This window comes from Citrobacter sp. MGH110, from assembly GCF_001037515.1.
Lineage (GTDB): Bacteria > Pseudomonadota > Gammaproteobacteria > Enterobacterales > Enterobacteriaceae > Citrobacter > Citrobacter portucalensis.
This window is the reverse complement of sequence record NZ_KQ089832.1, coordinates 1-22714: the sequence shown is the minus strand read 5'-3', so window position 1 is coordinate 22714 and position 22714 is coordinate 1. Positions and strand designations below refer to the sequence as shown.

Here is a 22714-nt window from a genome sequence, read left to right as displayed (position 1 = left end):
CTGGAGACTAGCAATGGGTCAGAAAGTACATCCTAATGGTATTCGCCTGGGTATTGTAAAACCATGGAACTCAACCTGGTTTGCGAACACCAAAGAATTCGCTGACAACCTGGACAGCGATTTTAAAGTACGTCAGTACCTGACTAAGGAACTGGCGAAAGCGTCTGTATCTCGTATCGTTATCGAGCGTCCGGCTAAGAGCATCCGTGTGACCATTCACACCGCTCGCCCGGGTATCGTTATCGGTAAGAAAGGCGAAGACGTAGAAAAACTGCGCAAAGTCGTAGCGGATATTGCTGGCGTTCCTGCTCAGATCAATATCGCCGAAGTGCGTAAGCCTGAACTGGACGCAAAATTGGTTGCTGACAGCATCACTTCTCAGCTGGAACGTCGTGTTATGTTCCGTCGTGCTATGAAGCGTGCTGTACAGAACGCAATGCGTCTGGGCGCTAAAGGTATCAAAGTTGAAGTTAGCGGCCGTCTGGGCGGCGCGGAAATCGCACGTACCGAATGGTACCGCGAAGGTCGCGTACCTCTGCACACTCTGCGTGCTGACATCGACTACAACACCTCTGAAGCGCACACCACTTACGGTGTAATCGGCGTTAAAGTGTGGATCTTCAAAGGCGAGATCCTGGGTGGTATGGCTGCTGTTGAACAACCGGAAAAACCGGCTGCGCAACCTAAAAAGCAGCAGCGTAAAGGCCGTAAATAAGGAGCGTCGCTGATGTTACAACCAAAGCGTACAAAATTCCGTAAAATGCACAAAGGCCGTAACCGCGGTCTGGCTGCTGGCGCGGATGTTAGCTTCGGCAGCTTCGGTCTGAAAGCTGTTGGCCGTGGTCGTCTGACTGCCCGTCAGATCGAAGCAGCACGTCGTGCTATGACCCGTGCAGTTAAGCGTCAAGGTAAGATCTGGATCCGTGTATTCCCGGACAAACCGATCACTGAAAAGCCGCTGGCAGTGCGTATGGGTAAAGGTAAAGGTAACGTGGAGTATTGGGTTGCCTTGATTCAGCCGGGTAAAGTCCTGTATGAAATGGACGGCGTACCGGAAGAGCTGGCCCGTGAAGCATTCAAGCTGGCAGCAGCGAAACTGCCGATTAAAACCACCTTTGTAACTAAGACGGTGATGTAATGAAAGCAAAAGAGCTGCGTGAGAAGAGTGTTGAAGAGCTGAACACCGAGCTGCTGAATCTGCTGCGTGAGCAGTTCAACCTGCGTATGCAGGCTGCAAGTGGCCAGCTGCAACAGTCTCACCTGTTGAAGCAAGTGCGTCGTGACGTCGCACGCGTTAAGACTTTACTGACTGAGAAGGCGGGTGCGTAATGACCGATAAAATCCGTACTCTGCAAGGTCGCGTTGTTAGCGATAAAATGGAGAAATCCATCGTTGTTGCTATCGAACGTTTTGTGAAACACCCGATCTACGGTAAATTCATTAAGCGTACGACCAAACTGCACGTACATGACGAGAACAACGAATGCGGTACTGGTGACGTGGTTGAAATCCGCGAATGCCGTCCGCTGTCCAAGACTAAGTCCTGGACGCTGGTTCGCGTTGTAGAGAAAGCCGTTCTGTAATACAGTAGGCATTCTCAACGAATAAACGGCTCAGCGATGAGCCGTTTATTTTTTCTACCCATATCGTTGAAGCGGTGTTATAATGCCGCGCCCCCGATATGGGGCTTTTTTAACGACCTGATTTTCGGGTCTCAGTAGTAGTTGACATTAGCGGAGCACTAAAATGATCCAAGAACAGACTATGCTGAACGTCGCCGACAACTCCGGTGCACGTCGCGTAATGTGTATCAAGGTTCTGGGTGGCTCGCACCGTCGCTACGCAGGCGTCGGCGATATCATCAAGATCACCATCAAGGAAGCAATTCCGCGTGGTAAGGTCAAAAAAGGTGATGTGCTGAAGGCGGTAGTGGTGCGCACCAAGAAGGGTGTTCGTCGCCCGGACGGTTCTGTCATTCGCTTCGATGGTAATGCATGCGTTATTTTAAACAATAACAGCGAGCAACCTATCGGTACGCGTATTTTTGGGCCGGTAACTCGTGAACTTCGTAACGAGAAGTTCATGAAAATTATCTCTCTGGCACCAGAAGTACTCTAAGGAGCGAATCATGGCAGCGAAGATCCGTCGTGATGACGAAGTTATCGTGTTAACCGGTAAAGATAAAGGTAAACGCGGTAAAGTTAAGAATGTCCTGTCTTCCGGCAAGGTCATTGTTGAAGGTATCAACCTGGTTAAGAAACATCAGAAGCCGGTTCCGGCCCTGAACCAACCAGGCGGCATCGTAGAGAAAGAAGCAGCTATTCAGATCTCTAACCTTGCTATCTTCAACGCGGCAACCGGCAAGGCTGACCGTGTAGGCTTTAGATTCGAAGACGGCAAAAAAGTCCGTTTCTTCAAATCTAACAGCGAAACTATCAAGTAATTTGGAGTAGTACGATGGCGAAACTGCATGATTACTACAAAGACGAAGTAGTCGCTAAACTCATGACTGAGTTTAACTACAATTCTGTCATGCAAGTCCCTCGGGTCGAGAAGATCACCCTGAACATGGGTGTTGGTGAAGCGATCGCTGACAAGAAACTGCTGGATAACGCAGCAGCTGACCTGACAGCAATCTCCGGTCAAAAACCGCTGATCACCAAAGCACGCAAATCAGTTGCAGGCTTCAAAATCCGTCAGGGCTATCCGATCGGCTGTAAAGTAACTCTGCGTGGCGAACGCATGTGGGAGTTCTTTGAGCGCCTGATCACTATTGCTGTTCCACGTATCCGTGACTTCCGTGGCTTGTCCGCTAAGTCTTTCGACGGTCGTGGTAACTACAGCATGGGTGTCCGTGAGCAGATCATCTTCCCAGAAATCGACTACGATAAAGTCGACCGCGTGCGTGGTTTGGATATTACCATTACCACTACTGCGAAATCTGATGAAGAAGGCCGTGCTCTGCTGGCTGCCTTTGACTTCCCGTTCCGCAAGTAAGGTAGGGTTACTGAATGGCTAAGCAATCAATGAAAGCACGCGAAGTAAAGCGCGTAGCTTTAGCTGATAAGTACTTCGCAAAACGCGCTGAACTGAAAGCTATTATCTCTGATGTGAACGCGACCGACGAAGATCGTTGGAACGCAGTTCTCAAGCTGCAGTCTCTGCCGCGTGATTCCAGCCCGTCCCGTCAGCGTAACCGCTGCCGTCAAACAGGTCGTCCGCATGGCTATGTGGGCAAGTTCGGGTTGAGCCGTATCAAACTGCGTGAAGCCGCCATGCGCGGTGAAGTACCAGGCTTGAAAAAGGCTAGCTGGTAATTACCAATTGAATCACGGGAGTAAAGACAGATGAGCATGCAAGATCCGATCGCGGATATGCTGACCCGTATCCGTAACGGTCAGGCCGCGAATAAAGCTGCGGTCACCATGCCTTCCTCCAAGCTGAAAGTGGCAATTGCCAACGTGCTGAAGGAAGAAGGTTTTATTGAAGATTTTAAAGTTGAAGGCGACACCAAGCCGGAACTGGAACTTACTCTCAAGTATTTCCAGGGTAAAGCTGTTGTAGAAAGCATTCAGCGTGTCAGTCGCCCAGGTCTGCGCATTTATAAGCGTAAAGACGAGCTGCCGAAAGTTATGGCTGGCATGGGTATCGCAGTTGTTTCTACCTCTAAAGGTGTTATGACTGATCGTGCAGCGCGCCAGGCTGGTCTTGGTGGCGAAATTATCTGCTACGTAGCCTAATCGGAGGAAAAAATGTCTCGTGTTGCTAAAGCACCGGTCGTTATTCCTGCCGGCGTTGATGTAAAAATCAACGGTCAGGTTATTACGATCAAAGGTAAAAACGGCGAGCTGACTCGTACTCTCAACGATGCTGTTGCAGTAAATCATGCAGATAATGCACTGACCTTCGGTCCGCGTGATGGTTACGCAGATGGATGGGCTCAGGCTGGTACCGCGCGTGCCCTGCTGAATGCAATGGTTGTCGGTGTTACCGAAGGCTTCACTAAGAAGCTTCAGCTGGTTGGTGTAGGTTATCGTGCAGCGGTTAAAGGGAATGTAGTAAACCTGGCTTTAGGTTTCTCTCACCCAGTTGACCATCAGCTGCCTGCGGGAATCACTGCAGAATGTCCGTCTCAGACTGAAATCGTGCTGAAAGGCGCTGATAAACAGCTGATCGGTCAGGTTGCAGCAGATCTGCGCGCCTACCGTCGTCCTGAGCCTTATAAAGGCAAGGGTGTTCGTTACGCCGACGAAGTCGTGCGTACCAAAGAGGCTAAGAAGAAGTAAGGTAACACTATGGATAAGAAATCTGCTCGTATCCGTCGTGCGACCCGCGCACGCCGCAAGCTCCAGGAGCTGGGTGCAACTCGCCTGGTGGTACATCGTACCCCGCGTCATATTTACGCACAGGTAATTGCACCGAACGGTTCTGAAGTTCTGGTAGCTGCTTCTACTGTAGAAAAAGCTATCGCTGAACAATTGAAGTACACCGGTAACAAAGACGCTGCTGCAGCTGTAGGTAAAGCTGTTGCTGAACGCGCTCTGGAAAAAGGCATCAAAGATGTTTCTTTTGACCGTTCCGGGTTCCAATATCATGGTCGTGTCCAGGCACTGGCAGATGCTGCCCGTGAAGCTGGCCTTCAGTTCTAAGGTAGAGGTGTAAGATGGCTCACATCGAAAAACAAGCTGGCGAACTGCAGGAAAAGCTGATCGCGGTTAACCGCGTATCTAAAACCGTTAAAGGTGGTCGTATTTTCTCCTTCACAGCTCTGACTGTAGTTGGTGATGGTAACGGTCGCGTTGGTTTTGGTTACGGTAAAGCGCGTGAAGTTCCAGCAGCGATCCAGAAAGCGATGGAAAAAGCCCGTCGCAATATGATTAACGTCGCGCTGAACCACGGCACCCTGCAGCACCCGGTTAAGGGTACTCACACGGGTTCTCGTGTATTCATGCAGCCGGCTTCCGAAGGTACCGGTATCATCGCCGGTGGTGCAATGCGCGCCGTTCTGGAAGTCGCTGGAGTTCGTAACGTTCTGGCTAAAGCGTATGGTTCCACTAACCCGATTAACGTGGTTCGTGCAACTATCGATGGCCTGGAAAATATGAAATCTCCGGAAATGGTCGCTGCCAAGCGTGGTAAATCCGTTGAAGAAATTCTGGGGAAATAAACCATGGCAAAGACTATTAAAATTACTCAAACCCGCAGTGCAATCGGTCGTCTGCCGAAACACAAGGCAACGCTGCTTGGCCTGGGTCTGCGTCGTATTGGTCACACCGTAGAGCGCGAGGATACTCCTGCTGTTCGTGGTATGGTCAACGCGGTTTCCTTCATGGTTAAAGTTGAGGAGTAAGAGATGCGTTTAAATACTCTGTCTCCGGCCGAAGGCTCTAAAAAAGCGGCTCGCCGCCTGGGTCGTGGTATCGGTTCTGGCCTCGGTAAAACCGGTGGTCGTGGTCACAAAGGTCAGAAGTCTCGTTCTGGCGGTGGCGTACGTCGCGGTTTCGAGGGTGGTCAGATGCCTCTGTACCGTCGTCTGCCGAAATTCGGCTTCACTTCACGTAAAGCAGCGATTACAGCCGAAGTTCGTCTGTCTGACCTGGCTAAAGTTGAAGGCGGTGTTGTAGACCTGAACACGCTGAAAGCAGCTAACATTATCGGTATCCAGATCGAGTTCGCGAAAGTGATCCTGGCTGGTGAAGTCACTACTCCGGTAACTGTTCGTGGCCTGCGTGTTACTAAAGGCGCTCGTGCTGCTATCGAAGCTGCTGGCGGTAAAATCGAGGAATAAGTAGCAGATGGCTAAACAACCGGGATTAGATTTTCAAAGTGCCAAAGGTGGCTTAGGCGAGCTGAAACGCAGACTGCTGTTTGTAATCGGCGCGCTGATTGTGTTCCGTATTGGCTCTTTCATTCCGATCCCTGGTATTGATGCCGCTGTACTTGCCAAACTGCTTGAGCAACAGCGAGGCACCATCATTGAAATGTTTAACATGTTCTCTGGTGGTGCTCTCAGCCGTGCTTCTATCTTTGCTCTGGGGATCATGCCGTATATTTCGGCGTCGATCATTATCCAGCTGCTGACGGTGGTTCATCCAACGCTGGCAGAAATTAAGAAAGAAGGGGAGTCTGGTCGTCGTAAGATCAGCCAGTACACCCGCTACGGTACTCTGGTGCTGGCAATATTCCAGTCGATCGGTATTGCTACCGGTCTGCCGAATATGCCTGGTATGCAGGGCCTGGTGATGAACCCAGGCTTTGCATTCTATTTCACCGCTGTTGTAAGTCTGGTTACAGGGACGATGTTCCTGATGTGGTTGGGCGAACAGATTACTGAACGTGGTATCGGCAACGGTATCTCAATCATTATCTTCGCCGGTATTGTCGCGGGACTCCCGCCAGCCATTGCCCATACTATCGAGCAAGCGCGTCAAGGCGACCTGCACTTCCTCGTGTTGCTGTTGGTTGCAGTATTAGTATTCGCAGTGACGTTCTTTGTTGTATTTGTTGAGCGTGGTCAACGCCGTATTGTGGTAAACTACGCAAAACGTCAGCAAGGTCGTCGTGTCTATGCTGCACAGAGCACACATTTACCGCTGAAAGTGAATATGGCGGGGGTAATCCCGGCAATCTTCGCTTCCAGTATTATTCTGTTCCCGGCGACCATCGCGTCATGGTTCGGGGGTGGGACTGGTTGGAACTGGCTGACAACAATTTCGCTGTATTTGCAGCCTGGGCAACCGCTTTATGTGTTACTCTATGCGTCTGCAATCATATTCTTCTGTTTCTTCTACACGGCGTTGGTTTTCAACCCGCGTGAAACAGCAGATAACCTGAAGAAGTCCGGTGCATTTGTACCAGGAATTCGTCCGGGAGAGCAAACGGCGAAGTATATCGATAAAGTAATGACCCGCCTGACTTTGGTTGGTGCGCTCTACATTACCTTTATCTGCCTGATCCCGGAGTTCATGCGTGATGCAATGAAAGTACCGTTCTACTTCGGTGGGACCTCACTGCTTATCGTTGTTGTCGTGATTATGGACTTTATGGCTCAAGTGCAAACTCTGATGATGTCAAGTCAGTACGAGTCTGCATTGAAGAAGGCGAATCTGAAAGGCTACGGCCGTTAACAGTCGCCCGAGAAGTTACGGAGAGTAAAAATGAAAGTTCGTGCTTCCGTCAAGAAATTATGCCGTAACTGCAAAATCGTTAAGCGTGATGGTGTCATCCGTGTGATTTGCAGTGCCGAGCCGAAGCATAAACAGCGCCAAGGCTGATTTATTCGCATATTTTTCTTGCAAAGTTGGGTTGAGCTGGCTAGATTAGCCAGCCAATCTTTTGTATGTCTGTGCGTTTCCATTTGAGTATCCTGAAAACGGGCTTTTCAGCATGGTGCGTACATATTAAATAGTAGGAGTGCATAGTGGCCCGTATAGCAGGCATTAACATTCCTGATCAGAAACATGCTGTGATCGCATTAACTTCGATCTACGGCGTCGGCAAGACCCGTTCTAAAGCCATTCTGGCTGCCGCGGGTATCGCTGAAGATGTTAAGATCAGTGAGCTGTCTGAAGAACAAATCGACACGCTGCGTGACGAAGTTGCCAAATTTGTCGTTGAAGGTGATCTGCGCCGTGAAGTTAGCATGAGCATCAAGCGCCTTATGGACCTTGGTTGCTATCGCGGTTTGCGTCATCGTCGTGGTCTCCCGGTTCGCGGTCAGCGTACCAAGACCAACGCACGTACCCGTAAGGGTCCGCGCAAACCGATCAAGAAATAATCGGGGTGATTGAATAATGGCAAAGGCACCAATTCGTGCACGTAAACGTGTAAGAAAACAAGTCTCTGACGGCGTGGCTCATATCCATGCTTCTTTTAACAACACCATCGTTACCATTACTGATCGTCAGGGTAACGCACTGGGTTGGGCAACAGCCGGTGGTTCCGGTTTCCGTGGTTCTCGCAAATCCACTCCGTTTGCAGCTCAGGTTGCAGCAGAGCGTTGCGCTGAAGCCGTAAAAGAATACGGTATCAAGAATCTGGAAGTTATGGTCAAAGGACCGGGTCCAGGTCGCGAATCTACTGTTCGTGCTCTGAACGCCGCTGGTTTCCGCATCACTAATATTACTGATGTGACTCCGATCCCTCATAACGGTTGTCGTCCGCCGAAAAAACGTCGCGTATAACGCCGTCGTTTCTAGGATTGTTGGAGAAAGAAAATGGCAAGATATTTGGGTCCTAAGCTCAAGCTGAGCCGTCGTGAGGGCACTGACTTATTCCTTAAGTCTGGCGTTCGCGCGATCGATACCAAGTGTAAAATTGAACAAGCTCCTGGCCAGCACGGTGCGCGTAAACCGCGTCTGTCTGACTATGGTGTGCAGTTGCGTGAAAAGCAAAAAGTTCGCCGTATCTACGGTGTGCTGGAGCGTCAGTTCCGTAACTACTACAAAGAAGCAGCACGTCTGAAAGGCAACACCGGTGAAAACCTGTTGGGTCTGCTGGAAGGTCGTCTGGACAACGTTGTATACCGTATGGGCTTCGGTGCCACTCGTGCAGAAGCACGTCAGCTGGTCAGCCATAAAGCAATTATGGTAAACGGTCGTGTTGTTAACATCGCTTCTTATCAGGTTAGTCCGAATGACGTTGTTAGCATTCGTGAGAAAGCGAAGAAGCAGTCTCGCGTGAAAGCCGCTCTGGAGCTGGCTGAGCAGCGTGAAAAGCCAACCTGGCTGGAAGTTGATGCTGGCAAGATGGAAGGTACGTTCAAGCGTAAGCCGGAGCGTTCTGATCTGTCTGCGGACATTAACGAACACCTGATCGTCGAGCTTTACTCCAAGTAAAGCTTAGTACCAAAGAGAGGACACAATGCAGGGTTCTGTGACAGAGTTTCTAAAACCGCGCCTGGTAGATATCGAGCAAGTGAGTTCGACGCACGCCAAGGTGACCCTTGAGCCTTTAGAGCGTGGCTTTGGCCATACTTTGGGTAACGCACTGCGCCGTATTCTGCTCTCATCGATGCCGGGTTGCGCGGTGACCGAGGTTGAGATTGATGGTGTACTACATGAGTACAGCACCAAAGAAGGCGTTCAGGAAGATATCCTGGAAATCCTGCTCAACCTGAAAGGGCTGGCGGTGAGAGTTCAGGGTAAAGATGACGTTATTCTTACCTTGAATAAATCTGGCATTGGCCCTGTGACTGCAGCCGACATTACCCATGATGGTGATGTCGAAATCGTCAAGCCACAGCACGTGATCTGCCACCTGACCGATGAGAATGCATCTATTAGCATGCGTATCAAAGTTCAGCGCGGTCGTGGTTATGTGCCGGCTTCTACCCGAATTCATTCGGAAGAAGATGAGCGCCCAATCGGCCGTCTGCTGGTCGACGCATGCTACAGCCCTGTAGAGCGTATTGCCTACAATGTTGAAGCAGCGCGTGTAGAACAGCGTACCGACCTGGACAAGCTGGTCATCGAAATGGAAACCAACGGCACAATCGATCCTGAAGAGGCGATTCGTCGTGCGGCAACCATTCTGGCTGAACAACTGGAAGCTTTCGTTGATTTACGTGATGTACGTCAGCCGGAAGTTAAAGAAGAGAAACCAGAATTCGATCCGATCCTGCTGCGCCCTGTTGACGATCTGGAATTGACTGTCCGCTCTGCTAACTGCCTCAAAGCAGAAGCTATCCACTATATCGGTGATCTGGTACAGCGTACTGAGGTTGAGCTTCTTAAGACGCCTAACCTTGGTAAAAAATCTCTTACCGAGATTAAAGACGTGCTGGCTTCCCGTGGACTGTCTCTGGGCATGCGCCTGGAAAACTGGCCACCGGCAAGCATCGCTGACGAGTAACCGGATCACAGGTTAAGGTTTTACTGAGAAGGATAAGGTCATGCGCCATCGTAAGAGTGGTCGTCAACTGAACCGCAACAGCAGCCATCGCCAGGCTATGTTCCGCAATATGGCAGGTTCACTGGTTCGTCATGAAATCATCAAGACGACTCTGCCGAAAGCGAAAGAGCTGCGTCGCGTAGTTGAGCCGCTGATTACTCTTGCCAAGACTGATAGCGTAGCTAATCGTCGTCTGGCATTCGCCCGTACTCGTGATAACGAGATCGTGGCAAAACTGTTTAACGAACTGGGCCCGCGTTTTGCGAGCCGCGCCGGTGGTTACACTCGCATTCTGAAGTGTGGTTTCCGTGCAGGCGACAACGCGCCGATGGCATACATCGAGCTGGTTGATCGTTCAGAGAAAACAGAAGCTGCTGCAGAGTAATCTGTAGTAACGTAAAAAAACCCGCCTCGGCGGGTTTTTTTATATCCGTCATATCCCCACTTATCTACAATATCTGTACTCTTTTTGTTCATCCCCTGGAGTGCTGTATGTGGTTACTTGACCAGTGGGCAGAGCGCCATATTATTGATGCACAGTCTAAAGGCGAGTTTGATGATTTACCGGGAACGGGCGAACCGCTGACTCTTGACGATGACTCCCATGTCCCGCCTGAACTCCGAGCTGGATACCGTTTATTAAAAAATGCAGGTTGCCTTCCTCCTGAGCTCGAGCAACGCAGAGAGGCAATACAGCTGCTTGAAATACTCGCGGGGATCCGCAAAGATGATCCCAGTTATCCGGAGATGAGCCGAAGATTGTCGCTATTGGAACTTAAACTTCGGCAGGCTGGACTCAGCACCGAGTTTTTGCGCGGTGACTACGCAGATAAGCTGCTAAAAAAGATCAACGATGAATAGCGGAGAGAGCATGTACCGAATTGGTGAAATAGCGAAACTGGCTGACGTCACGCCAGATACTATCCGCTACTATGAAAAGCAGCAGATGATGGAGCATGAAGTGCGTACTGAAGGTGGATTTCGCCTCTATACAGAAAGCGATCTTCAGCGCTTGAAGTTTATTCGTTATGCCCGGCAGCTTGGTTTCACTCTGGAGTCGATCCGTGAATTGCTTTCGATCCGGGTTGATCCCGAACACCATACCTGTCAGGAGTCAAAAGGGATCGTCCAGGAAAGACTGCAAGAAGTCGAAGCCCGCATTGCTGAACTTCAGACGATGCAGCGGTCACTGCAGCGATTGAATGATGCATGCTGCGGCAAGGCACACAGCAGCGTGTACTGCTCTATTCTTGAAGCTCTTGAGCAAGGCGCTAGTGGAACAACGACAGGATGTTGATTTCTTGAACTGCCAGGTCTACACTCGCGGCGTAAATTACTACAAACTGGAGATATTATGAGTCGTTATCAGCACACCAAAGGGCAGATAAAGGACAACGCCATTGAGGCGCTTCTGCATGACCCACTGTTCAGACAGCGCGTTGAGAAAAATAAGAAAGGGAAAGGAAGTTATCTGCGAAAAGGCAAACATGGCAATCGGGGTAACTGGGAGGCCAGTGGCAAGAAAGTAATTAACTTTTTTACCACTGGCCTTCTAGTTTCAGTGAGTGCTTAAGAGCGATTATTCTGTTCTTTCAGCAGGTCACGAATTTCACTTAGCAATACTTCTTCTTTCGATGGAGCTGGCGGTGCTGCCGGCTCTTCCGCTTTTTTACGGTTCAGTTTGTTGATCAGTTTGATTGCCATAAAGATAGCAAACGCAACAATAATGAAATCGAATACATTTTGAATAAATACACCGTAATGCATGACCACGGCAGGGATGTCTCCCTGTGCATCACGTAGCGTTAAAGCAAACTGTTTAAAATCAATTCCACCAATTAACAGCCCCAGCGGCGGCATAATGATATCGGCAACCAGTGATGAAACAATCTTACCGAATGCCGCACCAATAATGACACCCACTGCCAAATCGACAACATTCCCGCGCATCGCGAATTCGCGAAACTCTTTAATAATGCTCATTTTATTCTCCCTATGCAGCTGACGTTTATAAGTTTAACAAATGTTTAGGCAATTTCCATTTATGTATTGCCGAAAGGAAAATTTATTAGACCATGAAAAATAAAGGGAAATAAAAAGGGCGCTGTATTAGCGCCCAAATTATTACAGGAAGAAAGGACTTGGCTGGAATAGTCGCTCGACGTCGGTAATAAACTTTTTATCTGTCAGGAACATAATTACGTGATCGCCCTGCTCAATGCGCAGGTTATCGTTGGCAATCATGACATCGTTACCACGTACAACGGCGCCAATAATGGTTCCGGGCGGAAGTTTAATTTCATCAATTGAACGCCCTACAACTCTCGACGTCGTTTCATCCCCGTGTGCGACGGCTTCAATGGCTTCCGCGACGCCACGGCGAAGTGAAGAAACGCCAACAATATCAGCTTTACGCACGTGGCTCAGCAGCGCGGAGATGGTCGCCTGCTGCGGTGAAATCGCAATATCGATCACGCTGCCTTGCACCAGATCGACGTATGCTCTGCGCTGGATCAACACCATTACTTTCTTGGCACCCATCCGTTTGGCAAGCATCGCCGACATGATATTTGCTTCATCATCGTTGGTCACTGCGATGAACAGATCGACCTGATCGATATGTTCTTCGGCCAGTAACTCTTGATCCGAAGCATCACCAAAAAAGACGATCGTATTTTGTAGTTTCTCTGCAAGTTCGGATGCGCGTTGTTGATTACGTTCGATCAGTTTGACGCTGTAATCTTTTTCCAGACGACGTGCCAGACCCGCACCGATATTACCGCCACCCACTAACATAATGCGTTTGTACGGCTTTTCCAGACGCTGCAGTTCACTCATTACGGCGCGTATATGCTGTGATGCCGCAATAAAGAAGACTTCATCACCCGCTTCAACGATCGTAGAACCTTGCGGACGGATCGGTCGGTCATGACGGAAAATCGCTGCAACGCGGGTGTCGATGTGCGGCATATGCTCACGCATTGTTGACAGCGCATTACCAATAAGCGGCCCGCCGTAATAGGCTTTTACTACTGCCAGACTGACTTTACCTTCGGCAAAATTCACCACCTGCAATGCGCCCGGATATTCAATCAGGCGATAAATGCTATCGATAACCAGTTGCTCAGGTGCAATCAGATGATCGATTGGCACCGCATCGGATTGGAACAGCTTGTCGGCATCGCGAACGTAATCTGGTGAACGAATACGGGCGATGCGATTAGGCGTATTAAACAGTGAATAAGCTACCTGGCAGGCAACCATATTTGTTTCATCTGAGCTGGTTACGGCAACCAGCATATCGGCATCGTCGGCACCGGCTTCACGCAATACGCGGGGATGCGAACCATGCCCTTGCACGACACGGAGATCAAACTTGTCCTGCAGGCTGCGCAGGCGTTCGCCATTGGTATCGACTACCGTGATATCGTTGTTCTCTCCGACCAGGTTTTCAGCCAGCGTACCGCCAACTTGCCCTGCGCCCAGAATGATAATTTTCATCAGTCGCGACCCGTTATCTCATCACTTTTTGATTAGCTTAGCGTAAAAGAAGCCATCACCATCTTCCGCACCCGGTAAATTCTGACGTCCGGGTTTTTCCGGCGTACCGGTTTCGCTTAATACCGCATCCGGTGTGCGTGCCAGGAAGGCGGCAATTTGCTGCTGGTTCTCTTCTGGCAGGATAGAACACGTTGCATACACCAGCGTGCCGCCAGATTTAAGATGTGACCAGGTAGCATTCAGGATCTCAGCCTGTAATTGGGCAAGTTCGGCAATATCCCGGTCGCGGCGCAGCCATTTGATATCCGGATGGCGACGGATCACCCCGGTAGCAGAACAAGGGGCGTCCAGCAAAATACGGTCAAACTGTTGTTCACCGCACCACTGCTGTGGATAGCGGCCATCCCCTTGTTTTACGGTTGCCTTCATGCCCAGACGTTTCAGATTGTCGTAAACGCGCGATAAGCGTTTTTCATCCACATCGACGGCCATGATGTTAGCTAGCGGAGCAACTTCCAGAATGTGAGTAGTTTTACCGCCCGGCGCACAGCACAGGTCGAGGATCTGCTCACCGTCCTCCGGCAACAGATAATTTACGCATCCTTGAGCGGAAGCATCCTGAACGGTGACCCAACCTTCGTCAAAACCAGGGAGGGCGTGAACTGGAGCCGGTGTTTCCAGACGCACTGCATCCGGGTAGTCTGGATGCGGGAAACCTGTCAAACCCGCTTCGGTAAGCAGGTCTAGCCAGGCGTCGCGAGTATGGTGATTACGATTGACTCGTAGCCACATCGGCGGTCGCTGGTTATTGGCTTCAAGAATGGCTTCCCACTTCTGCGGATACGCACTCTTAATACGTTTCACCAGCCAGGAAGGGTGTAAGAAGCGCAAATCGCTTTGCGCAAACTCGGCCAGCAGTTCATCCTGACGGCGTTGAAACTGGCGCAGTACGCCGTTGATCAGCCCTTTCAGCTGTGGACGCTTAATAACGACCGCGCCTTCTACGGTCTCAGCTAACGCAGCGTGTGCTGGAATACGAGTATGCAACAGTTGGTAGAAGCCCACCATGATCAGGTAGTGAACGGTGCGCTGTTTGCCCGTCATTGGACGTTCCATCAGTTGCTGGATCATCCACTCCAGTTGAGAGAGTGTACGCAATACGCCGAAGCAAAGTTCCTGTAACAGTGCTTTGTCTTTATCGGCAACTTTTTGCTGCATGGCGGGCAGCACGTTACTTAGTGATTGTCCTTTCTCGACAACCTGTTCGACGGCCTGGGCCGTCATACTGCGTAAATTAAGATGTTTTTTCATAAGCGCAAAAATAAAAATGCCCGGAGACACCGGGCTTAAAGAGATGAACCGTCAGGCCAGACGGTTTCCGGGCACGAACCACTCCCGGCGCGAATTAAGTAGATCCTGCGCGCTCATGGCTTTTTTACCGGCAGGCTGCAAAGAGATAAGATTCAGAATGCCGTCGCCTGTTGCGACCTGGATACCCTGCTTTGTCGCCTCTAGAATGGTGCCTGGCTCGGCCTGGGTGTTTACAGCAATAACCGAAGCTTGCCAGACTTTCACTGGCTGACCATCGATTTCAAGCCAGCTCATTGGCCAGGGGTTAAAGGCGCGGATGCAGCGTTCCAATTGAACAGCCGAAAGCGACCAGTCGATACGGGCCTCTTCTTTGCTGAGTTTTTCTGCATGCGTAACCAGTGATTCGTCTTGTACCACCGGTTTTATTGTACCTGCAGCCAGCTGTTTTAGCGTTTCAATCAGCCCCTGAGGCCCCAGGTCTGCCAGCTTGTCATATAACGAACCGCTGGTATCTTCTGCCGTAATTGGGCAGGACAGCTTCAGCAGCATATCACCGGTGTCGAGGCCAACATCCATCTGCATGATGGTAACACCGGTTTCGGCGTCGCCTGCCCACAGTGAGCGCTGGATCGGTGCTGCACCCCGCCAGCGCGGAAGCAGGGAACCGTGAACGTTGATACAACCCAGGCGCGGCATTTCCAGTACGGCTTTTGGCAGAATCAGGCCATATGCCACCACCACCATCACGTCTGCGTGTAAATCAGCAACCAACTGCTGGTTTTCCTGAGGGCGAAGAGAGACGGGTTGAAAGACCGGTATCCCTTTTTCTTCTGCCAGCACTTTTACCGGGCTGGGCATCAGCTTTTTACCGCGTCCCGCCGGGCGGTCCGGTTGGGTAAACACGCCAACGACGTTATGTCCAGAAGACAGCAGCGCGTCGAGATGACGCGCTGCAAAGTCAGGTGTACCCGCAAAAATAATACGTAGTGAGTCTGACACGTTGATCCTTGTCCTTAAGCTCGGGCGTTCAGGCGGTCGAGTTTTTCAACTTTCTGACGAATGCGTTGTTGCTTCAACGGAGACAGATAATCGATAAATAGTTTACCGACCAGGTGATCCATTTCATGTTGAATGCAGATAGCGAGCAGGCCATCGGCTTCCAGTTCAAAAGATTTGCCGTCGCGATCGAGCGCACGAATTTTTACTTTCTCTGCACGCGGTACTAACGCACGCTGTTCAGGAATAGACAGACAGCCTTCTTCAATGCCGGTTTCGCCGTCTTTTTCCAGCAGTTCTGGGTTAATGAGTACCAACTGCTCATCGCGATTTTCAGAGACATCAATAACAATGATGCGCTGATGAATATCGACCTGTGTTGCTGCCAGACCGATACCTTCTTCGGCGTACATCGTTTCGAACATATCATCAACGATACGCTGAATTTCTGCATTCACTTCTTCAACCGGTTTTGCGACTTTGCGAAGCCGCTCGTCCGGAATATGTAACACTTGCAAAACTGACATAGTTATCCAGAGTTGTGTTCAGGAGTTGAAAAGATTATTACCTCTATTCTAGACAAAACCCCCTCTGATTGACAGCATCAGTGACCAATCGCAAAGATTGCCAGGACTGCTTGTGGCAGGGGAACAGGGATGACCCAAATCGAAATTTGGCTACGTTTAGCGCAAGTGAATGAACTGTATGGTGATGAGATAGTGCGCGTTGCTCACTGGCTCAACACTCAACCGTGCATTAACAACGCGGTACTCTTGCAGGCAGGATTCTCTCCACGCCAGGCAAGACGCTTTTTAACCTTTTCAGATCTGACGCTGGAAAAAACGCTGCGCTGGCTTGAACAGCCTAACCACCATTTTGTGGTTGCCGACAGCGAGCATTATCCGCCACAGCTCCGTGCGATTGAGGATTATCCTGGGGTGCTTTTTGTTGCAGGAGCTACCGCATGCCTCCACTCATTTCAAGTTGCCGTTGTCGGTAGTCGACAACACTCATGGTATGGCGAACGCTGGGGACGGTTGTTTTGTGAAAAGCTTGCTGCATGTGGGGTGACGATCACCAGCGGTCTGGCCCGGGGGATTGATGGCGTGGCGCACAATGCTGCGATAAATCGACAAGGCACAAGTATTGCGGTGCTGGGAAATGGACTTGAGACCATTCACCCACGACAGCATATCCGTCTTGCGGAGCGACTGATTGAGGCAGGGGGCGCACTGGTGTCTGAGTTCCCATTAGATATGCTCCCTTTGCCGCGCAATTTTCCCCGACGAAATCGCATTATCAGTGGTCTAAGTAAAGGTGTACTGGTTGTCGAAGCTGCACAGCGTAGCGGGTCGCTGGTTACTGCTCGCTGTGCAATTGAACAAGGGCGAGAGGTGTTTGCTTTACCTGGGCCGATTGGGAGCCCGGGAAGTGAAGGCCCGCATTGGCTTATTCAGCAGGGAGCCATGCTTGTGACGACACCAGAGGAAATTCTTGAAAATTTGCAATATGGGCTGCAATGGTTGCCAGATGAACCTGAAAAATCAATTTATTCGCCAGATCACGAAGAGGTGGCATTGCCATTTCCGGAGCTCCTGGCTAACGTAGGAGATGAGGTAACACCTGTTGACGTCGTCGCTGAACGTGCCGGCCAACCTGTGCCAGAGGTAGTGGCTCAACTGCTCGAACTGGAGTTAGCAGGGTGGATCGCAGCTGTACCCGGCGGCTATGTCCGATTGAGGAGGGCATGCCATGTTCGACGTACTAATGTATTTGTTTGAGACATATATCCATAACGAAGCTGAGCTGCGTGTGGATCAGGACAAACTGGAACGGGATCTTACCGACGCTGGTTTTGATCGTGAAGACATTTACAACGCGTTACTTTGGCTGGAGAAGCTTGCTGACTATCAGGATGGTCTTGCTGAACCTATGCAGCTGGCATCGGACCCTCTTTCTATACGTATTTATACTGCGGAAGAGTGCGACCGACTGGATGCAAGCTGTAGAGGATTCCTGCTATTCCTGGAGCAGATTCAGGTGCTAAACCTCGAAACGCGAGAAATGGTTATTGAGCGCGTACTCGCGCTAGATACGGCAGAGTTCGATCTGGAAGACCTGAAGTGGGTGATTCTGATGGTGCTATTCAACATTCCAGGTTGTGAAAATGCCTATCAGCAAATGGAAGAATTACTCTTTGAAGTGAATGAAGGTATGCTGCATTAATCAATCTTCATTCAGTATGAGTTGTTATGGCTAAATCAGCACTGTTCACGGTGCGTAAAAACGAGCCCTGCCCACAATGCGGGGCTGAACTGGTTATTCGTTCCGGGAAACACGGTCCGTTTCTCGGTTGTTCACACTATCCAGAATGCGATTACATCCGTCCGCTGAAATCTTCCGCGGACGGACATGTTGTCAAAGTTCTGGAGGGTAAGCTTTGTCCTGCATGTGGCGCTGAGCTGGTGCTGAGACAGGGACGATTTGGTATGTTTATTGGATGCAGTGACTATCCTGCGTGCGATCACACCGAGCTCATCGACAAGCCTGATGAAACAGCAATAGTCTGTCCTCAATGCCAGACTGGTCATCTTGTCCAGCGGCGTTCCCGTTATGGCAAAACCTTTTACTCCTGCGATCGCTATCCGGAGTGCCAGTTTGTCATTAACTTCAAACCGTTAGCCGGAGAATGTCCTGAGTGTCATTATCCGCTTCTCATCGAAAAGAAAACCGCGCAGGGTGTGAAGCATTTCTGTGCCAGTAAACAATGTGGAAAGCCGATTTCGGCGGAATAAAAAAGTGAATAATAGCCTGCCCACAGACGCTATCGCTGCGGCGATAGCGGTTCTGAAACAAGAAAAAGTCATCGCCTATCCAACTGAAGCTGTATTTGGTGTCGGCTGCGACCCCGATAGCGAAACGGCTGTAACCCGTTTGTTGGCGCTAAAACAACGTCCGGTCGATAAAGGGTTAATTTTAATCGCGTCAAACTTTGAACAACTTAAACCGTATATCGACGATAGCATGCTCACCGATGCTCAACGTGACGCTGTTTTCGCCCGTTGGCCTGGTCCTGTTACCTTCGTTTTCCCAGCGCTTGCGACAACGCCACGCTGGTTGACCGGGCGCTTTGATTCTCTGGCTGTTCGCGTCACCGATCACCCGCTGGTGGTTGTGTTGTGCCAGGCTTATGGCAAACCGTTAGTTTCTACCAGTGCTAATTTGAGTGGCTTACCGCCTTGCAGAACGGTAGAGGAAGTTCGCGCACAGTTCGGTACAGACTTTCCCGTGGTTGAAGGGGAGACCGGGGGGCGTTTGAATCCTTCGGAGATCCGTGATGCTCTGACAGGTGAACAGTTTCGACAGGGGTAATATGAAAGAAGCCTATGCTGTTTTTGGTAATCCGATAGCGCACAGTAAATCGCCCTTTATTCATCTGCAATTTGCAGAGCAGCTGAAGATTGATCACTCCTACGGGCGTGTATTGGCACCCATCAATGATTTTGTGAATACCCTGTACGCTTTTTTTGCTGAGGGCGGGAAGGGGGCAAATGTCACCGTGCCTTTTAAAGAAGAGGCATTTGCACGCGCCGATGAACTAACGGAGCGGGCATCGCTTGCTGGAGCGGTCAACACCCTTAAACGGCTGGAGGATGGGCGTTTACTGGGAGACAACACGGATGGTATCGGCTTGTTGAGCGATCTTGAGCGTTTATCTTTCATTCGTCCCGGATCGCGAGTTCTGCTGATTGGTGCGGGTGGTGCATCCCGTGGAGTTTTATTACCTCTTCTTTCTATGGATTGTGCGGTGACTATTGTTAACCGTACCGCTTCGCGCGCTGAAGAGCTGGCACAAATCTTCTCCCATACCGGCAGCGTACAGGCGGTAGGAATGGACGAGCTTGATAATTACAGTTTTGATTTGATTATTAACGCGACATCCAGCGGAATTAGCGGTGAGATACCGGCTATTCCGACATCTCTTATTCACCCATCTGTCTATTGTTATGACATGTTTTATCAGAAAGGAGATACACCGTTCCTCTCCTGGTGTGCCGAACATGGGGCGAAACAATATGCTGATGGCCTGGGTATGCTGGTGGGGCAAGCAGCGCACGCCGTTTTACTCTGGCATGGGGTTTTGCCGCAGATTGAACCCGTCATTAAAAGCATGCAGCAGGAATTGTCGGCATGAATCAGGCGATCCAGTTTCCCGATCGAGAAGAATGGCGCACGGATGTCAACGCCGTTGTGTTTCCGGCGATGGTTCATGGTATGCAGTTAACATGTGCCATATCTGGAGAGATGCTGGCGTCCCGCTTTGGCGGCGACACGCCTGAACAGTGGTTAGAAATCTTTCAACAGCATCGCTGGGATCTGGAAGAAGAAGCTGAAGGATTGATCCAGGCCCAGCAGGAAGATGCTCAAGGTTGGGTGTGGTTACTCTGACTTAAATATTCATCTTTCCACTTAACATAGTTGTTAGCTGAATATTGTAAGCCTGCTTTCTCTTCATCGCTTAATGGACGGATTTGTTTAACCGGGCTTCCCAGGTACAGATACCCGCTTTCCAGGCGTTTGTTTTGGGGAACCAGGCTCCCAGCCCCAATCATAACGTCGTCTTCTACTACCACGCCATCCAGCAGAATCGAACCCATGCCGACTAATACGCGGTTGCCAATGATACAGCCGTGTAGCATGACCTTATGACCGACCGTTACATCCTCACCCACGATCAATGGATTACCCTGCGGATTAGACGTGGATTTATGTGTGACATGGAGAACGCTGCCGTCCTGAATGTTTGTACGGGCACCAATTTGCACATAGTTAACGTCGCCACGAATGGCAACCAGTGGCCAAATTCCGACATCATCAGCCAAACGAGCATCACCAATGACGACACTGCTGGTGTCGATCATCACGCGATTTCCGATCTGTGGGAAAAGATCCTTATAAGGACGCAGTACATCAGACATGTTTACCTCAACGAAAATAGAGCAGTAATGAAGACTTTGGTTGGATTATTAAGACTGTGCAAGTGGTTTAGCTATCAAAAATCAGCCAAATTGCGCAGGAATGTAGCGAAAGGAGTGAAAAACAAGCATTCAGAAAAAAAGATCCAAAAAATACTTGTGCTAAAAAATGGGATCCCTATAATGCGCCTCCATCGACACGGCGGATGTGAATCACTTCACGCAAACAGCCGGTTCGGTTGAAGAGAAAAACCTGAAAATGAGGGTTGACTCTGAAAGAGGAAAGCGTAATATACGCCACCTCGCGACAGAGCGCTAAAGCGCGTCGCAACTGCTCTTTAACAATTTATCAGACAATCTGTGTGGGCACTCGAAGATACGGATTCTTAACGTCGCAAGACGAAAAATGAATACCAAGTCTCAACGAGTGAACACGTAATTCATTACGAAGTTTAATTCATTGAGCATCAAACTTTTAAATTGAAGAGTTTGATCATGGCTCAGATTGAACGCTGGCGGCAGGCCTAACACATGCAAGTCGAACGGTAGCACAGAGGAGCTTGCTCCTTGGGTGACGAGTGGCGGACGGGTGAGTAATGTCTGGGAAACTGCCCGATGGAGGGGGATAACTACTGGAAACGGTAGCTAATACCGCATAACGTCGCAAGACCAAAGAGGGGGACCTTCGGGCCTCTTGCCATCGGATGTGCCCAGATGGGATTAGCTAGTAGGTGGGGTAACGGCTCACCTAGGCGACGATCCCTAGCTGGTCTGAGAGGATGACCAGCCACACTGGAACTGAGACACGGTCCAGACTCCTACGGGAGGCAGCAGTGGGGAATATTGCACAATGGGCGCAAGCCTGATGCAGCCATGCCGCGTGTATGAAGAAGGCCTTCGGGTTGTAAAGTACTTTCAGCGAGGAGGAAGGTGTTGTGGTTAATAACTGCAGCAATTGACGTTACTCGCAGAAGAAGCACCGGCTAACTCCGTGCCAGCAGCCGCGGTAATACGGAGGGTGCAAGCGTTAATCGGAATTACTGGGCGTAAAGCGCACGCAGGCGGTCTGTCAAGTCGGATGTGAAATCCCCGGGCTCAACCTGGGAACTGCATCCGAAACTGGCAGGCTAGAGTCTTGTAGAGGGGGGTAGAATTCCAGGTGTAGCGGTGAAATGCGTAGAGATCTGGAGGAATACCGGTGGCGAAGGCGGCCCCCTGGACAAAGACTGACGCTCAGGTGCGAAAGCGTGGGGAGCAAACAGGATTAGATACCCTGGTAGTCCACGCCGTAAACGATGTCGACTTGGAGGTTGTGCCCTTGAGGCGTGGCTTCCGGAGCTAACGCGTTAAGTCGACCGCCTGGGGAGTACGGCCGCAAGGTTAAAACTCAAATGAATTGACGGGGGCCCGCACAAGCGGTGGAGCATGTGGTTTAATTCGATGCAACGCGAAGAACCTTACCTACTCTTGACATCCAGAGAACTTAGCAGAGATGCTTTGGTGCCTTCGGGAACTCTGAGACAGGTGCTGCATGGCTGTCGTCAGCTCGTGTTGTGAAATGTTGGGTTAAGTCCCGCAACGAGCGCAACCCTTATCCTTTGTTGCCAGCGGTTAGGCCGGGAACTCAAAGGAGACTGCCAGTGATAAACTGGAGGAAGGTGGGGATGACGTCAAGTCATCATGGCCCTTACGAGTAGGGCTACACACGTGCTACAATGGCATATACAAAGAGAAGCGACCTCGCGAGAGCAAGCGGACCTCATAAAGTATGTCGTAGTCCGGATTGGAGTCTGCAACTCGACTCCATGAAGTCGGAATCGCTAGTAATCGTGGATCAGAATGCCACGGTGAATACGTTCCCGGGCCTTGTACACACCGCCCGTCACACCATGGGAGTGGGTTGCAAAAGAAGTAGGTAGCTTAACCTTCGGGAGGGCGCTTACCACTTTGTGATTCATGACTGGGGTGAAGTCGTAACAAGGTAACCGTAGGGGAACCTGCGGTTGGATCACCTCCTTACCTTAAAGAACCGACCTTTG

General features: G+C 50.4%; 36 protein-coding genes and 1 rRNA gene. 31 read left to right on the top strand and 6 right to left on the bottom strand.

The genetic code is table 11. The annotated features are described in order from the left end of the window. The first annotated feature begins 13 nt into the window (after window positions 1-13). The 24 genes from rpsC (at window position 14) to arfA (ending at window position 11464) form a co-directional block, all read left to right on the top strand. On the top strand, window positions 14-715 hold the full coding sequence (gene rpsC, locus SK38_RS20115) for a 30S ribosomal protein S3 (protein WP_000529945.1): 702 nt from the start codon (window positions 14-16) through the stop codon (window positions 713-715). Between the two features lie 12 nt (window positions 716-727). Continuing rightward, a complete protein-coding gene (gene rplP, locus SK38_RS20110) occupies window positions 728-1138 on the top strand; it encodes a 50S ribosomal protein L16 (protein WP_000941208.1) in 411 nt (136 codons plus the stop codon). Beyond that, entirely contained in the window at window positions 1138-1329 is a 192-nt protein-coding gene (gene rpmC, locus SK38_RS20105; RefSeq protein ID WP_000644742.1) for a 50S ribosomal protein L29, read from the top strand. The genes rplP and rpmC overlap by 1 nt, the downstream gene beginning before the upstream one ends. Beyond that, complete coding sequence (gene rpsQ, locus SK38_RS20100; RefSeq protein WP_003031120.1) at window positions 1329-1583, top strand: 30S ribosomal protein S17; 255 nt, start codon at window positions 1329-1331, stop codon at window positions 1581-1583. Before rpmC ends, rpsQ begins: the two co-directional genes overlap by 1 nt. A 163-nt stretch (window positions 1584-1746) precedes the next feature. After that, window positions 1747-2118, top strand: coding sequence for a 50S ribosomal protein L14 (rplN, locus tag SK38_RS20095; protein ID WP_000613954.1), 372 nt, complete (start codon window positions 1747-1749; stop codon window positions 2116-2118). A 10-nt stretch (window positions 2119-2128) separates the two neighbouring features. After that, window positions 2129-2443: a 50S ribosomal protein L24 gene (gene rplX / locus SK38_RS20090; protein ID WP_003031122.1), complete on the top strand. Its 315-nt coding sequence runs from the start codon at window positions 2129-2131 to the stop codon at window positions 2441-2443. 14 nt (window positions 2444-2457) lie between these two features. After that, window positions 2458-2997 carry a 50S ribosomal protein L5 gene (gene rplE, locus SK38_RS20085; RefSeq protein ID WP_003031123.1) on the top strand — a complete coding sequence of 180 codons (540 nt, stop codon included), beginning with the start codon at window positions 2458-2460 and terminating at the stop codon, window positions 2995-2997. Window positions 2998-3011: 14 nt separating this feature from the next. Further along, the gene (gene rpsN, locus SK38_RS20080) at window positions 3012-3317 is read left to right on the top strand and encodes a 30S ribosomal protein S14 (RefSeq protein WP_003031125.1); all 306 of its coding nucleotides are present in this window, start codon (window positions 3012-3014) and stop codon (window positions 3315-3317) included. Between the two features lie 30 nt (window positions 3318-3347). Then, window positions 3348-3740 carry a 30S ribosomal protein S8 gene (gene rpsH / locus SK38_RS20075; RefSeq protein WP_003031127.1) on the top strand — a complete coding sequence of 131 codons (393 nt, stop codon included), beginning with the start codon at window positions 3348-3350 and terminating at the stop codon, window positions 3738-3740. Window positions 3741-3752: 12 nt separating this feature from the next. Then, complete coding sequence (gene rplF, locus SK38_RS20070; protein WP_003031129.1) at window positions 3753-4286, top strand: 50S ribosomal protein L6; 534 nt, start codon at window positions 3753-3755, stop codon at window positions 4284-4286. Window positions 4287-4295: 9 nt separating this feature from the next. Next, a complete protein-coding gene (gene rplR / locus SK38_RS20065; RefSeq protein WP_000358960.1) occupies window positions 4296-4649 on the top strand; it encodes a 50S ribosomal protein L18 in 354 nt (117 codons plus the stop codon). A gap of 14 nt (window positions 4650-4663) precedes the next feature. Further along, the gene (gene rpsE, locus SK38_RS20060; protein WP_003031131.1) at window positions 4664-5167 is read left to right on the top strand and encodes a 30S ribosomal protein S5; all 504 of its coding nucleotides are present in this window, start codon (window positions 4664-4666) and stop codon (window positions 5165-5167) included. A 3-nt stretch (window positions 5168-5170) separates the two neighbouring features. Continuing rightward, complete coding sequence (gene rpmD / locus SK38_RS20055; RefSeq protein ID WP_001140434.1) at window positions 5171-5350, top strand: 50S ribosomal protein L30; 180 nt, start codon at window positions 5171-5173, stop codon at window positions 5348-5350. A gap of 3 nt (window positions 5351-5353) precedes the next feature. Further along, window positions 5354-5788 (top strand): 50S ribosomal protein L15, encoded by a 435-nt coding sequence (rplO, locus tag SK38_RS20050; RefSeq protein WP_003031132.1) that lies wholly within the window; start codon window positions 5354-5356, stop codon window positions 5786-5788. A 7-nt stretch (window positions 5789-5795) separates the two neighbouring features. Beyond that, the gene (gene secY / locus SK38_RS20045) at window positions 5796-7127 is read left to right on the top strand and encodes a preprotein translocase subunit SecY (RefSeq protein ID WP_001118864.1); all 1332 of its coding nucleotides are present in this window, start codon (window positions 5796-5798) and stop codon (window positions 7125-7127) included. 30 nt (window positions 7128-7157) lie between these two features. After that, window positions 7158-7274, top strand: coding sequence for a 50S ribosomal protein L36 (gene rpmJ, locus SK38_RS20040; RefSeq protein WP_000868187.1), 117 nt, complete (start codon window positions 7158-7160; stop codon window positions 7272-7274). 146 nt (window positions 7275-7420) lie between these two features. Further along, window positions 7421-7777 (top strand): 30S ribosomal protein S13, encoded by a 357-nt coding sequence (gene rpsM, locus SK38_RS20035; RefSeq protein WP_003031135.1) that lies wholly within the window; start codon window positions 7421-7423, stop codon window positions 7775-7777. A gap of 16 nt (window positions 7778-7793) precedes the next feature. After that, the gene (gene rpsK / locus SK38_RS20030) at window positions 7794-8183 is read left to right on the top strand and encodes a 30S ribosomal protein S11 (protein WP_003031137.1); all 390 of its coding nucleotides are present in this window, start codon (window positions 7794-7796) and stop codon (window positions 8181-8183) included. 33 nt (window positions 8184-8216) lie between these two features. After that, complete coding sequence (gene rpsD / locus SK38_RS20025; protein WP_003031138.1) at window positions 8217-8837, top strand: 30S ribosomal protein S4; 621 nt, start codon at window positions 8217-8219, stop codon at window positions 8835-8837. A 25-nt stretch (window positions 8838-8862) separates the two neighbouring features. After that, entirely contained in the window at window positions 8863-9852 is a 990-nt protein-coding gene (locus SK38_RS20020) for a DNA-directed RNA polymerase subunit alpha (protein ID WP_003031139.1), read from the top strand. 40 nt (window positions 9853-9892) lie between these two features. Beyond that, on the top strand, window positions 9893-10276 hold the full coding sequence (gene rplQ / locus SK38_RS20015; RefSeq protein ID WP_001216370.1) for a 50S ribosomal protein L17: 384 nt from the start codon (window positions 9893-9895) through the stop codon (window positions 10274-10276). A gap of 107 nt (window positions 10277-10383) precedes the next feature. Then, window positions 10384-10752: a DnaJ family domain-containing protein gene (locus SK38_RS20010; protein ID WP_048236924.1), complete on the top strand. Its 369-nt coding sequence runs from the start codon at window positions 10384-10386 to the stop codon at window positions 10750-10752. A gap of 10 nt (window positions 10753-10762) precedes the next feature. After that, the gene (gene zntR / locus SK38_RS20005; protein ID WP_048236923.1) at window positions 10763-11188 is read left to right on the top strand and encodes a Zn(2+)-responsive transcriptional regulator; all 426 of its coding nucleotides are present in this window, start codon (window positions 10763-10765) and stop codon (window positions 11186-11188) included. A gap of 57 nt (window positions 11189-11245) precedes the next feature. Continuing rightward, the gene (gene arfA / locus SK38_RS20000; protein ID WP_003828276.1) at window positions 11246-11464 is read left to right on the top strand and encodes an alternative ribosome-rescue factor ArfA; all 219 of its coding nucleotides are present in this window, start codon (window positions 11246-11248) and stop codon (window positions 11462-11464) included. Here the strand turns inward: arfA and mscL are convergent. The 5 genes from mscL to def all read right to left on the bottom strand — a co-directional run bounded on the left by mscL (window position 11461) and on the right by def (window position 16226). Next, entirely contained in the window at window positions 11461-11874 is a 414-nt protein-coding gene (mscL, locus tag SK38_RS19995) for a large-conductance mechanosensitive channel protein MscL (protein WP_003031152.1), read from the bottom strand. The genes arfA and mscL overlap by 4 nt on opposite strands. Before the next feature lie 141 nt (window positions 11875-12015). Continuing rightward, complete coding sequence (gene trkA, locus SK38_RS19990; protein WP_003031153.1) at window positions 12016-13392, bottom strand: Trk system potassium transporter TrkA; 1377 nt, start codon at window positions 13390-13392, stop codon at window positions 12016-12018. Between the two features lie 21 nt (window positions 13393-13413). Continuing rightward, complete coding sequence (gene rsmB / locus SK38_RS19985) at window positions 13414-14703, bottom strand: 16S rRNA (cytosine(967)-C(5))-methyltransferase RsmB (protein ID WP_048236922.1); 1290 nt, start codon at window positions 14701-14703, stop codon at window positions 13414-13416. 51 nt (window positions 14704-14754) lie between these two features. Continuing rightward, on the bottom strand, window positions 14755-15702 hold the full coding sequence (gene fmt / locus SK38_RS19980; RefSeq protein ID WP_008786286.1) for a methionyl-tRNA formyltransferase: 948 nt from the start codon (window positions 15700-15702) through the stop codon (window positions 14755-14757). 14 nt (window positions 15703-15716) lie between these two features. Continuing rightward, entirely contained in the window at window positions 15717-16226 is a 510-nt protein-coding gene (gene def, locus SK38_RS19975; RefSeq protein WP_003828283.1) for a peptide deformylase, read from the bottom strand. Window positions 16227-16355: 129 nt separating this feature from the next. On the opposite strand from def, the gene dprA reads away from it, so the two are divergent. The 6 genes from dprA to SK38_RS19945 are packed head-to-tail and all read left to right on the top strand — an operon-like array spanning window position 16356 to window position 20148. Further along, on the top strand, window positions 16356-17480 hold the full coding sequence (dprA, locus tag SK38_RS19970) for a DNA-protecting protein DprA (protein WP_048236921.1): 1125 nt from the start codon (window positions 16356-16358) through the stop codon (window positions 17478-17480). Continuing rightward, window positions 17452-17925 carry a DUF494 family protein Smg gene (gene smg, locus SK38_RS19965; protein ID WP_003031162.1) on the top strand — a complete coding sequence of 158 codons (474 nt, stop codon included), beginning with the start codon at window positions 17452-17454 and terminating at the stop codon, window positions 17923-17925. The genes dprA and smg overlap by 29 nt, the downstream gene beginning before the upstream one ends. A gap of 26 nt (window positions 17926-17951) precedes the next feature. Further along, window positions 17952-18494, top strand: coding sequence for a DNA topoisomerase family protein (locus SK38_RS19960; protein WP_008786284.1), 543 nt, complete (start codon window positions 17952-17954; stop codon window positions 18492-18494). 4 nt (window positions 18495-18498) lie between these two features. Further along, window positions 18499-19071 (top strand): L-threonylcarbamoyladenylate synthase type 1 TsaC, encoded by a 573-nt coding sequence (gene tsaC, locus SK38_RS19955; protein ID WP_048236920.1) that lies wholly within the window; start codon window positions 18499-18501, stop codon window positions 19069-19071. Window position 19072: 1 nt separating this feature from the next. Continuing rightward, a complete protein-coding gene (gene aroE / locus SK38_RS19950; RefSeq protein WP_048236919.1) occupies window positions 19073-19894 on the top strand; it encodes a shikimate dehydrogenase in 822 nt (273 codons plus the stop codon). Next, the gene (locus SK38_RS19945; RefSeq protein ID WP_008786281.1) at window positions 19891-20148 is read left to right on the top strand and encodes a DUF1488 family protein; all 258 of its coding nucleotides are present in this window, start codon (window positions 19891-19893) and stop codon (window positions 20146-20148) included. The genes aroE and SK38_RS19945 overlap by 4 nt, the downstream gene beginning before the upstream one ends. On the opposite strand, the gene SK38_RS19940 is transcribed toward SK38_RS19945, so the two are convergent. Then, window positions 20124-20678, bottom strand: coding sequence for a gamma carbonic anhydrase family protein (locus tag SK38_RS19940; protein WP_003031171.1), 555 nt, complete (start codon window positions 20676-20678; stop codon window positions 20124-20126). The genes SK38_RS19945 and SK38_RS19940 overlap by 25 nt on opposite strands. Window positions 20679-21152: 474 nt before the next feature. On the opposite strand from SK38_RS19940, the gene SK38_RS19935 reads away from it, so the two are divergent. Continuing rightward, window positions 21153-22694: ribosomal RNA gene (locus tag SK38_RS19935) — 16S ribosomal RNA — on the top strand. Window positions 22695-22714: the final 20 nt, after the last annotated feature.

Bases quoted from the DNA above. Each gene is read 5' to 3' on its own strand.
- rpmD (WP_001140434.1), top strand. From the start codon at position 5,171: ATGGCAAAGACTATTAAAATTACTCAAACCCGCAGTGCAATCGGTCGT.
- rpsQ (WP_003031120.1), top strand. From the start codon at position 1,329: ATGACCGATAAAATCCGTACTCTGCAAGGTCGCGTTGTTAGCGATAAA.
- zntR (WP_048236923.1), top strand. From the start codon at position 10,763: ATGTACCGAATTGGTGAAATAGCGAAACTGGCTGACGTCACGCCAGAT.
- rpsH (WP_003031127.1), top strand. From the start codon at position 3,348: ATGAGCATGCAAGATCCGATCGCGGATATGCTGACCCGTATCCGTAAC.
- mscL (WP_003031152.1), bottom strand. From the start codon at position 11,874: ATGAGCATTATTAAAGAGTTTCGCGAATTCGCGATGCGCGGGAATGTT.
- rsmB (WP_048236922.1), bottom strand. From the start codon at position 14,703: ATGAAAAAACATCTTAATTTACGCAGTATGACGGCCCAGGCCGTCGAA.
- rpsD (WP_003031138.1), top strand. From the start codon at position 8,217: ATGGCAAGATATTTGGGTCCTAAGCTCAAGCTGAGCCGTCGTGAGGGC.
- SK38_RS19940 (WP_003031171.1), bottom strand. From the start codon at position 20,678: ATGTCTGATGTACTGCGTCCTTATAAGGATCTTTTCCCACAGATCGGA.
- rpsE (WP_003031131.1), top strand. From the start codon at position 4,664: ATGGCTCACATCGAAAAACAAGCTGGCGAACTGCAGGAAAAGCTGATC.
- trkA (WP_003031153.1), bottom strand. From the start codon at position 13,392: ATGAAAATTATCATTCTGGGCGCAGGGCAAGTTGGCGGTACGCTGGCT.
- def (WP_003828283.1), bottom strand. From the start codon at position 16,226: ATGTCAGTTTTGCAAGTGTTACATATTCCGGACGAGCGGCTTCGCAAA.
- rpsN (WP_003031125.1), top strand. From the start codon at position 3,012: ATGGCTAAGCAATCAATGAAAGCACGCGAAGTAAAGCGCGTAGCTTTA.
- SK38_RS19960 (WP_008786284.1), top strand. From the start codon at position 17,952: ATGGCTAAATCAGCACTGTTCACGGTGCGTAAAAACGAGCCCTGCCCA.
- rplR (WP_000358960.1), top strand. From the start codon at position 4,296: ATGGATAAGAAATCTGCTCGTATCCGTCGTGCGACCCGCGCACGCCGC.
- rplP (WP_000941208.1), top strand. From the start codon at position 728: ATGTTACAACCAAAGCGTACAAAATTCCGTAAAATGCACAAAGGCCGT.
- rpmC (WP_000644742.1), top strand. From the start codon at position 1,138: ATGAAAGCAAAAGAGCTGCGTGAGAAGAGTGTTGAAGAGCTGAACACC.
- dprA (WP_048236921.1), top strand. From the start codon at position 16,356: ATGACCCAAATCGAAATTTGGCTACGTTTAGCGCAAGTGAATGAACTG.
- secY (WP_001118864.1), top strand. From the start codon at position 5,796: ATGGCTAAACAACCGGGATTAGATTTTCAAAGTGCCAAAGGTGGCTTA.
- rpsC (WP_000529945.1), top strand. From the start codon at position 14: ATGGGTCAGAAAGTACATCCTAATGGTATTCGCCTGGGTATTGTAAAA.
- rplQ (WP_001216370.1), top strand. From the start codon at position 9,893: ATGCGCCATCGTAAGAGTGGTCGTCAACTGAACCGCAACAGCAGCCAT.
- arfA (WP_003828276.1), top strand. From the start codon at position 11,246: ATGAGTCGTTATCAGCACACCAAAGGGCAGATAAAGGACAACGCCATT.
- rplX (WP_003031122.1), top strand. From the start codon at position 2,129: ATGGCAGCGAAGATCCGTCGTGATGACGAAGTTATCGTGTTAACCGGT.
- SK38_RS19945 (WP_008786281.1), top strand. From the start codon at position 19,891: ATGAATCAGGCGATCCAGTTTCCCGATCGAGAAGAATGGCGCACGGAT.
- rplE (WP_003031123.1), top strand. From the start codon at position 2,458: ATGGCGAAACTGCATGATTACTACAAAGACGAAGTAGTCGCTAAACTC.
- SK38_RS20010 (WP_048236924.1), top strand. From the start codon at position 10,384: ATGTGGTTACTTGACCAGTGGGCAGAGCGCCATATTATTGATGCACAG.
- rplF (WP_003031129.1), top strand. From the start codon at position 3,753: ATGTCTCGTGTTGCTAAAGCACCGGTCGTTATTCCTGCCGGCGTTGAT.
- rplO (WP_003031132.1), top strand. From the start codon at position 5,354: ATGCGTTTAAATACTCTGTCTCCGGCCGAAGGCTCTAAAAAAGCGGCT.
- rpsK (WP_003031137.1), top strand. From the start codon at position 7,794: ATGGCAAAGGCACCAATTCGTGCACGTAAACGTGTAAGAAAACAAGTC.
- SK38_RS20020 (WP_003031139.1), top strand. From the start codon at position 8,863: ATGCAGGGTTCTGTGACAGAGTTTCTAAAACCGCGCCTGGTAGATATC.
- smg (WP_003031162.1), top strand. From the start codon at position 17,452: ATGTTCGACGTACTAATGTATTTGTTTGAGACATATATCCATAACGAA.
- aroE (WP_048236919.1), top strand. From the start codon at position 19,073: ATGAAAGAAGCCTATGCTGTTTTTGGTAATCCGATAGCGCACAGTAAA.
- rpmJ (WP_000868187.1), top strand. From the start codon at position 7,158: ATGAAAGTTCGTGCTTCCGTCAAGAAATTATGCCGTAACTGCAAAATC.
- rplN (WP_000613954.1), top strand. From the start codon at position 1,747: ATGATCCAAGAACAGACTATGCTGAACGTCGCCGACAACTCCGGTGCA.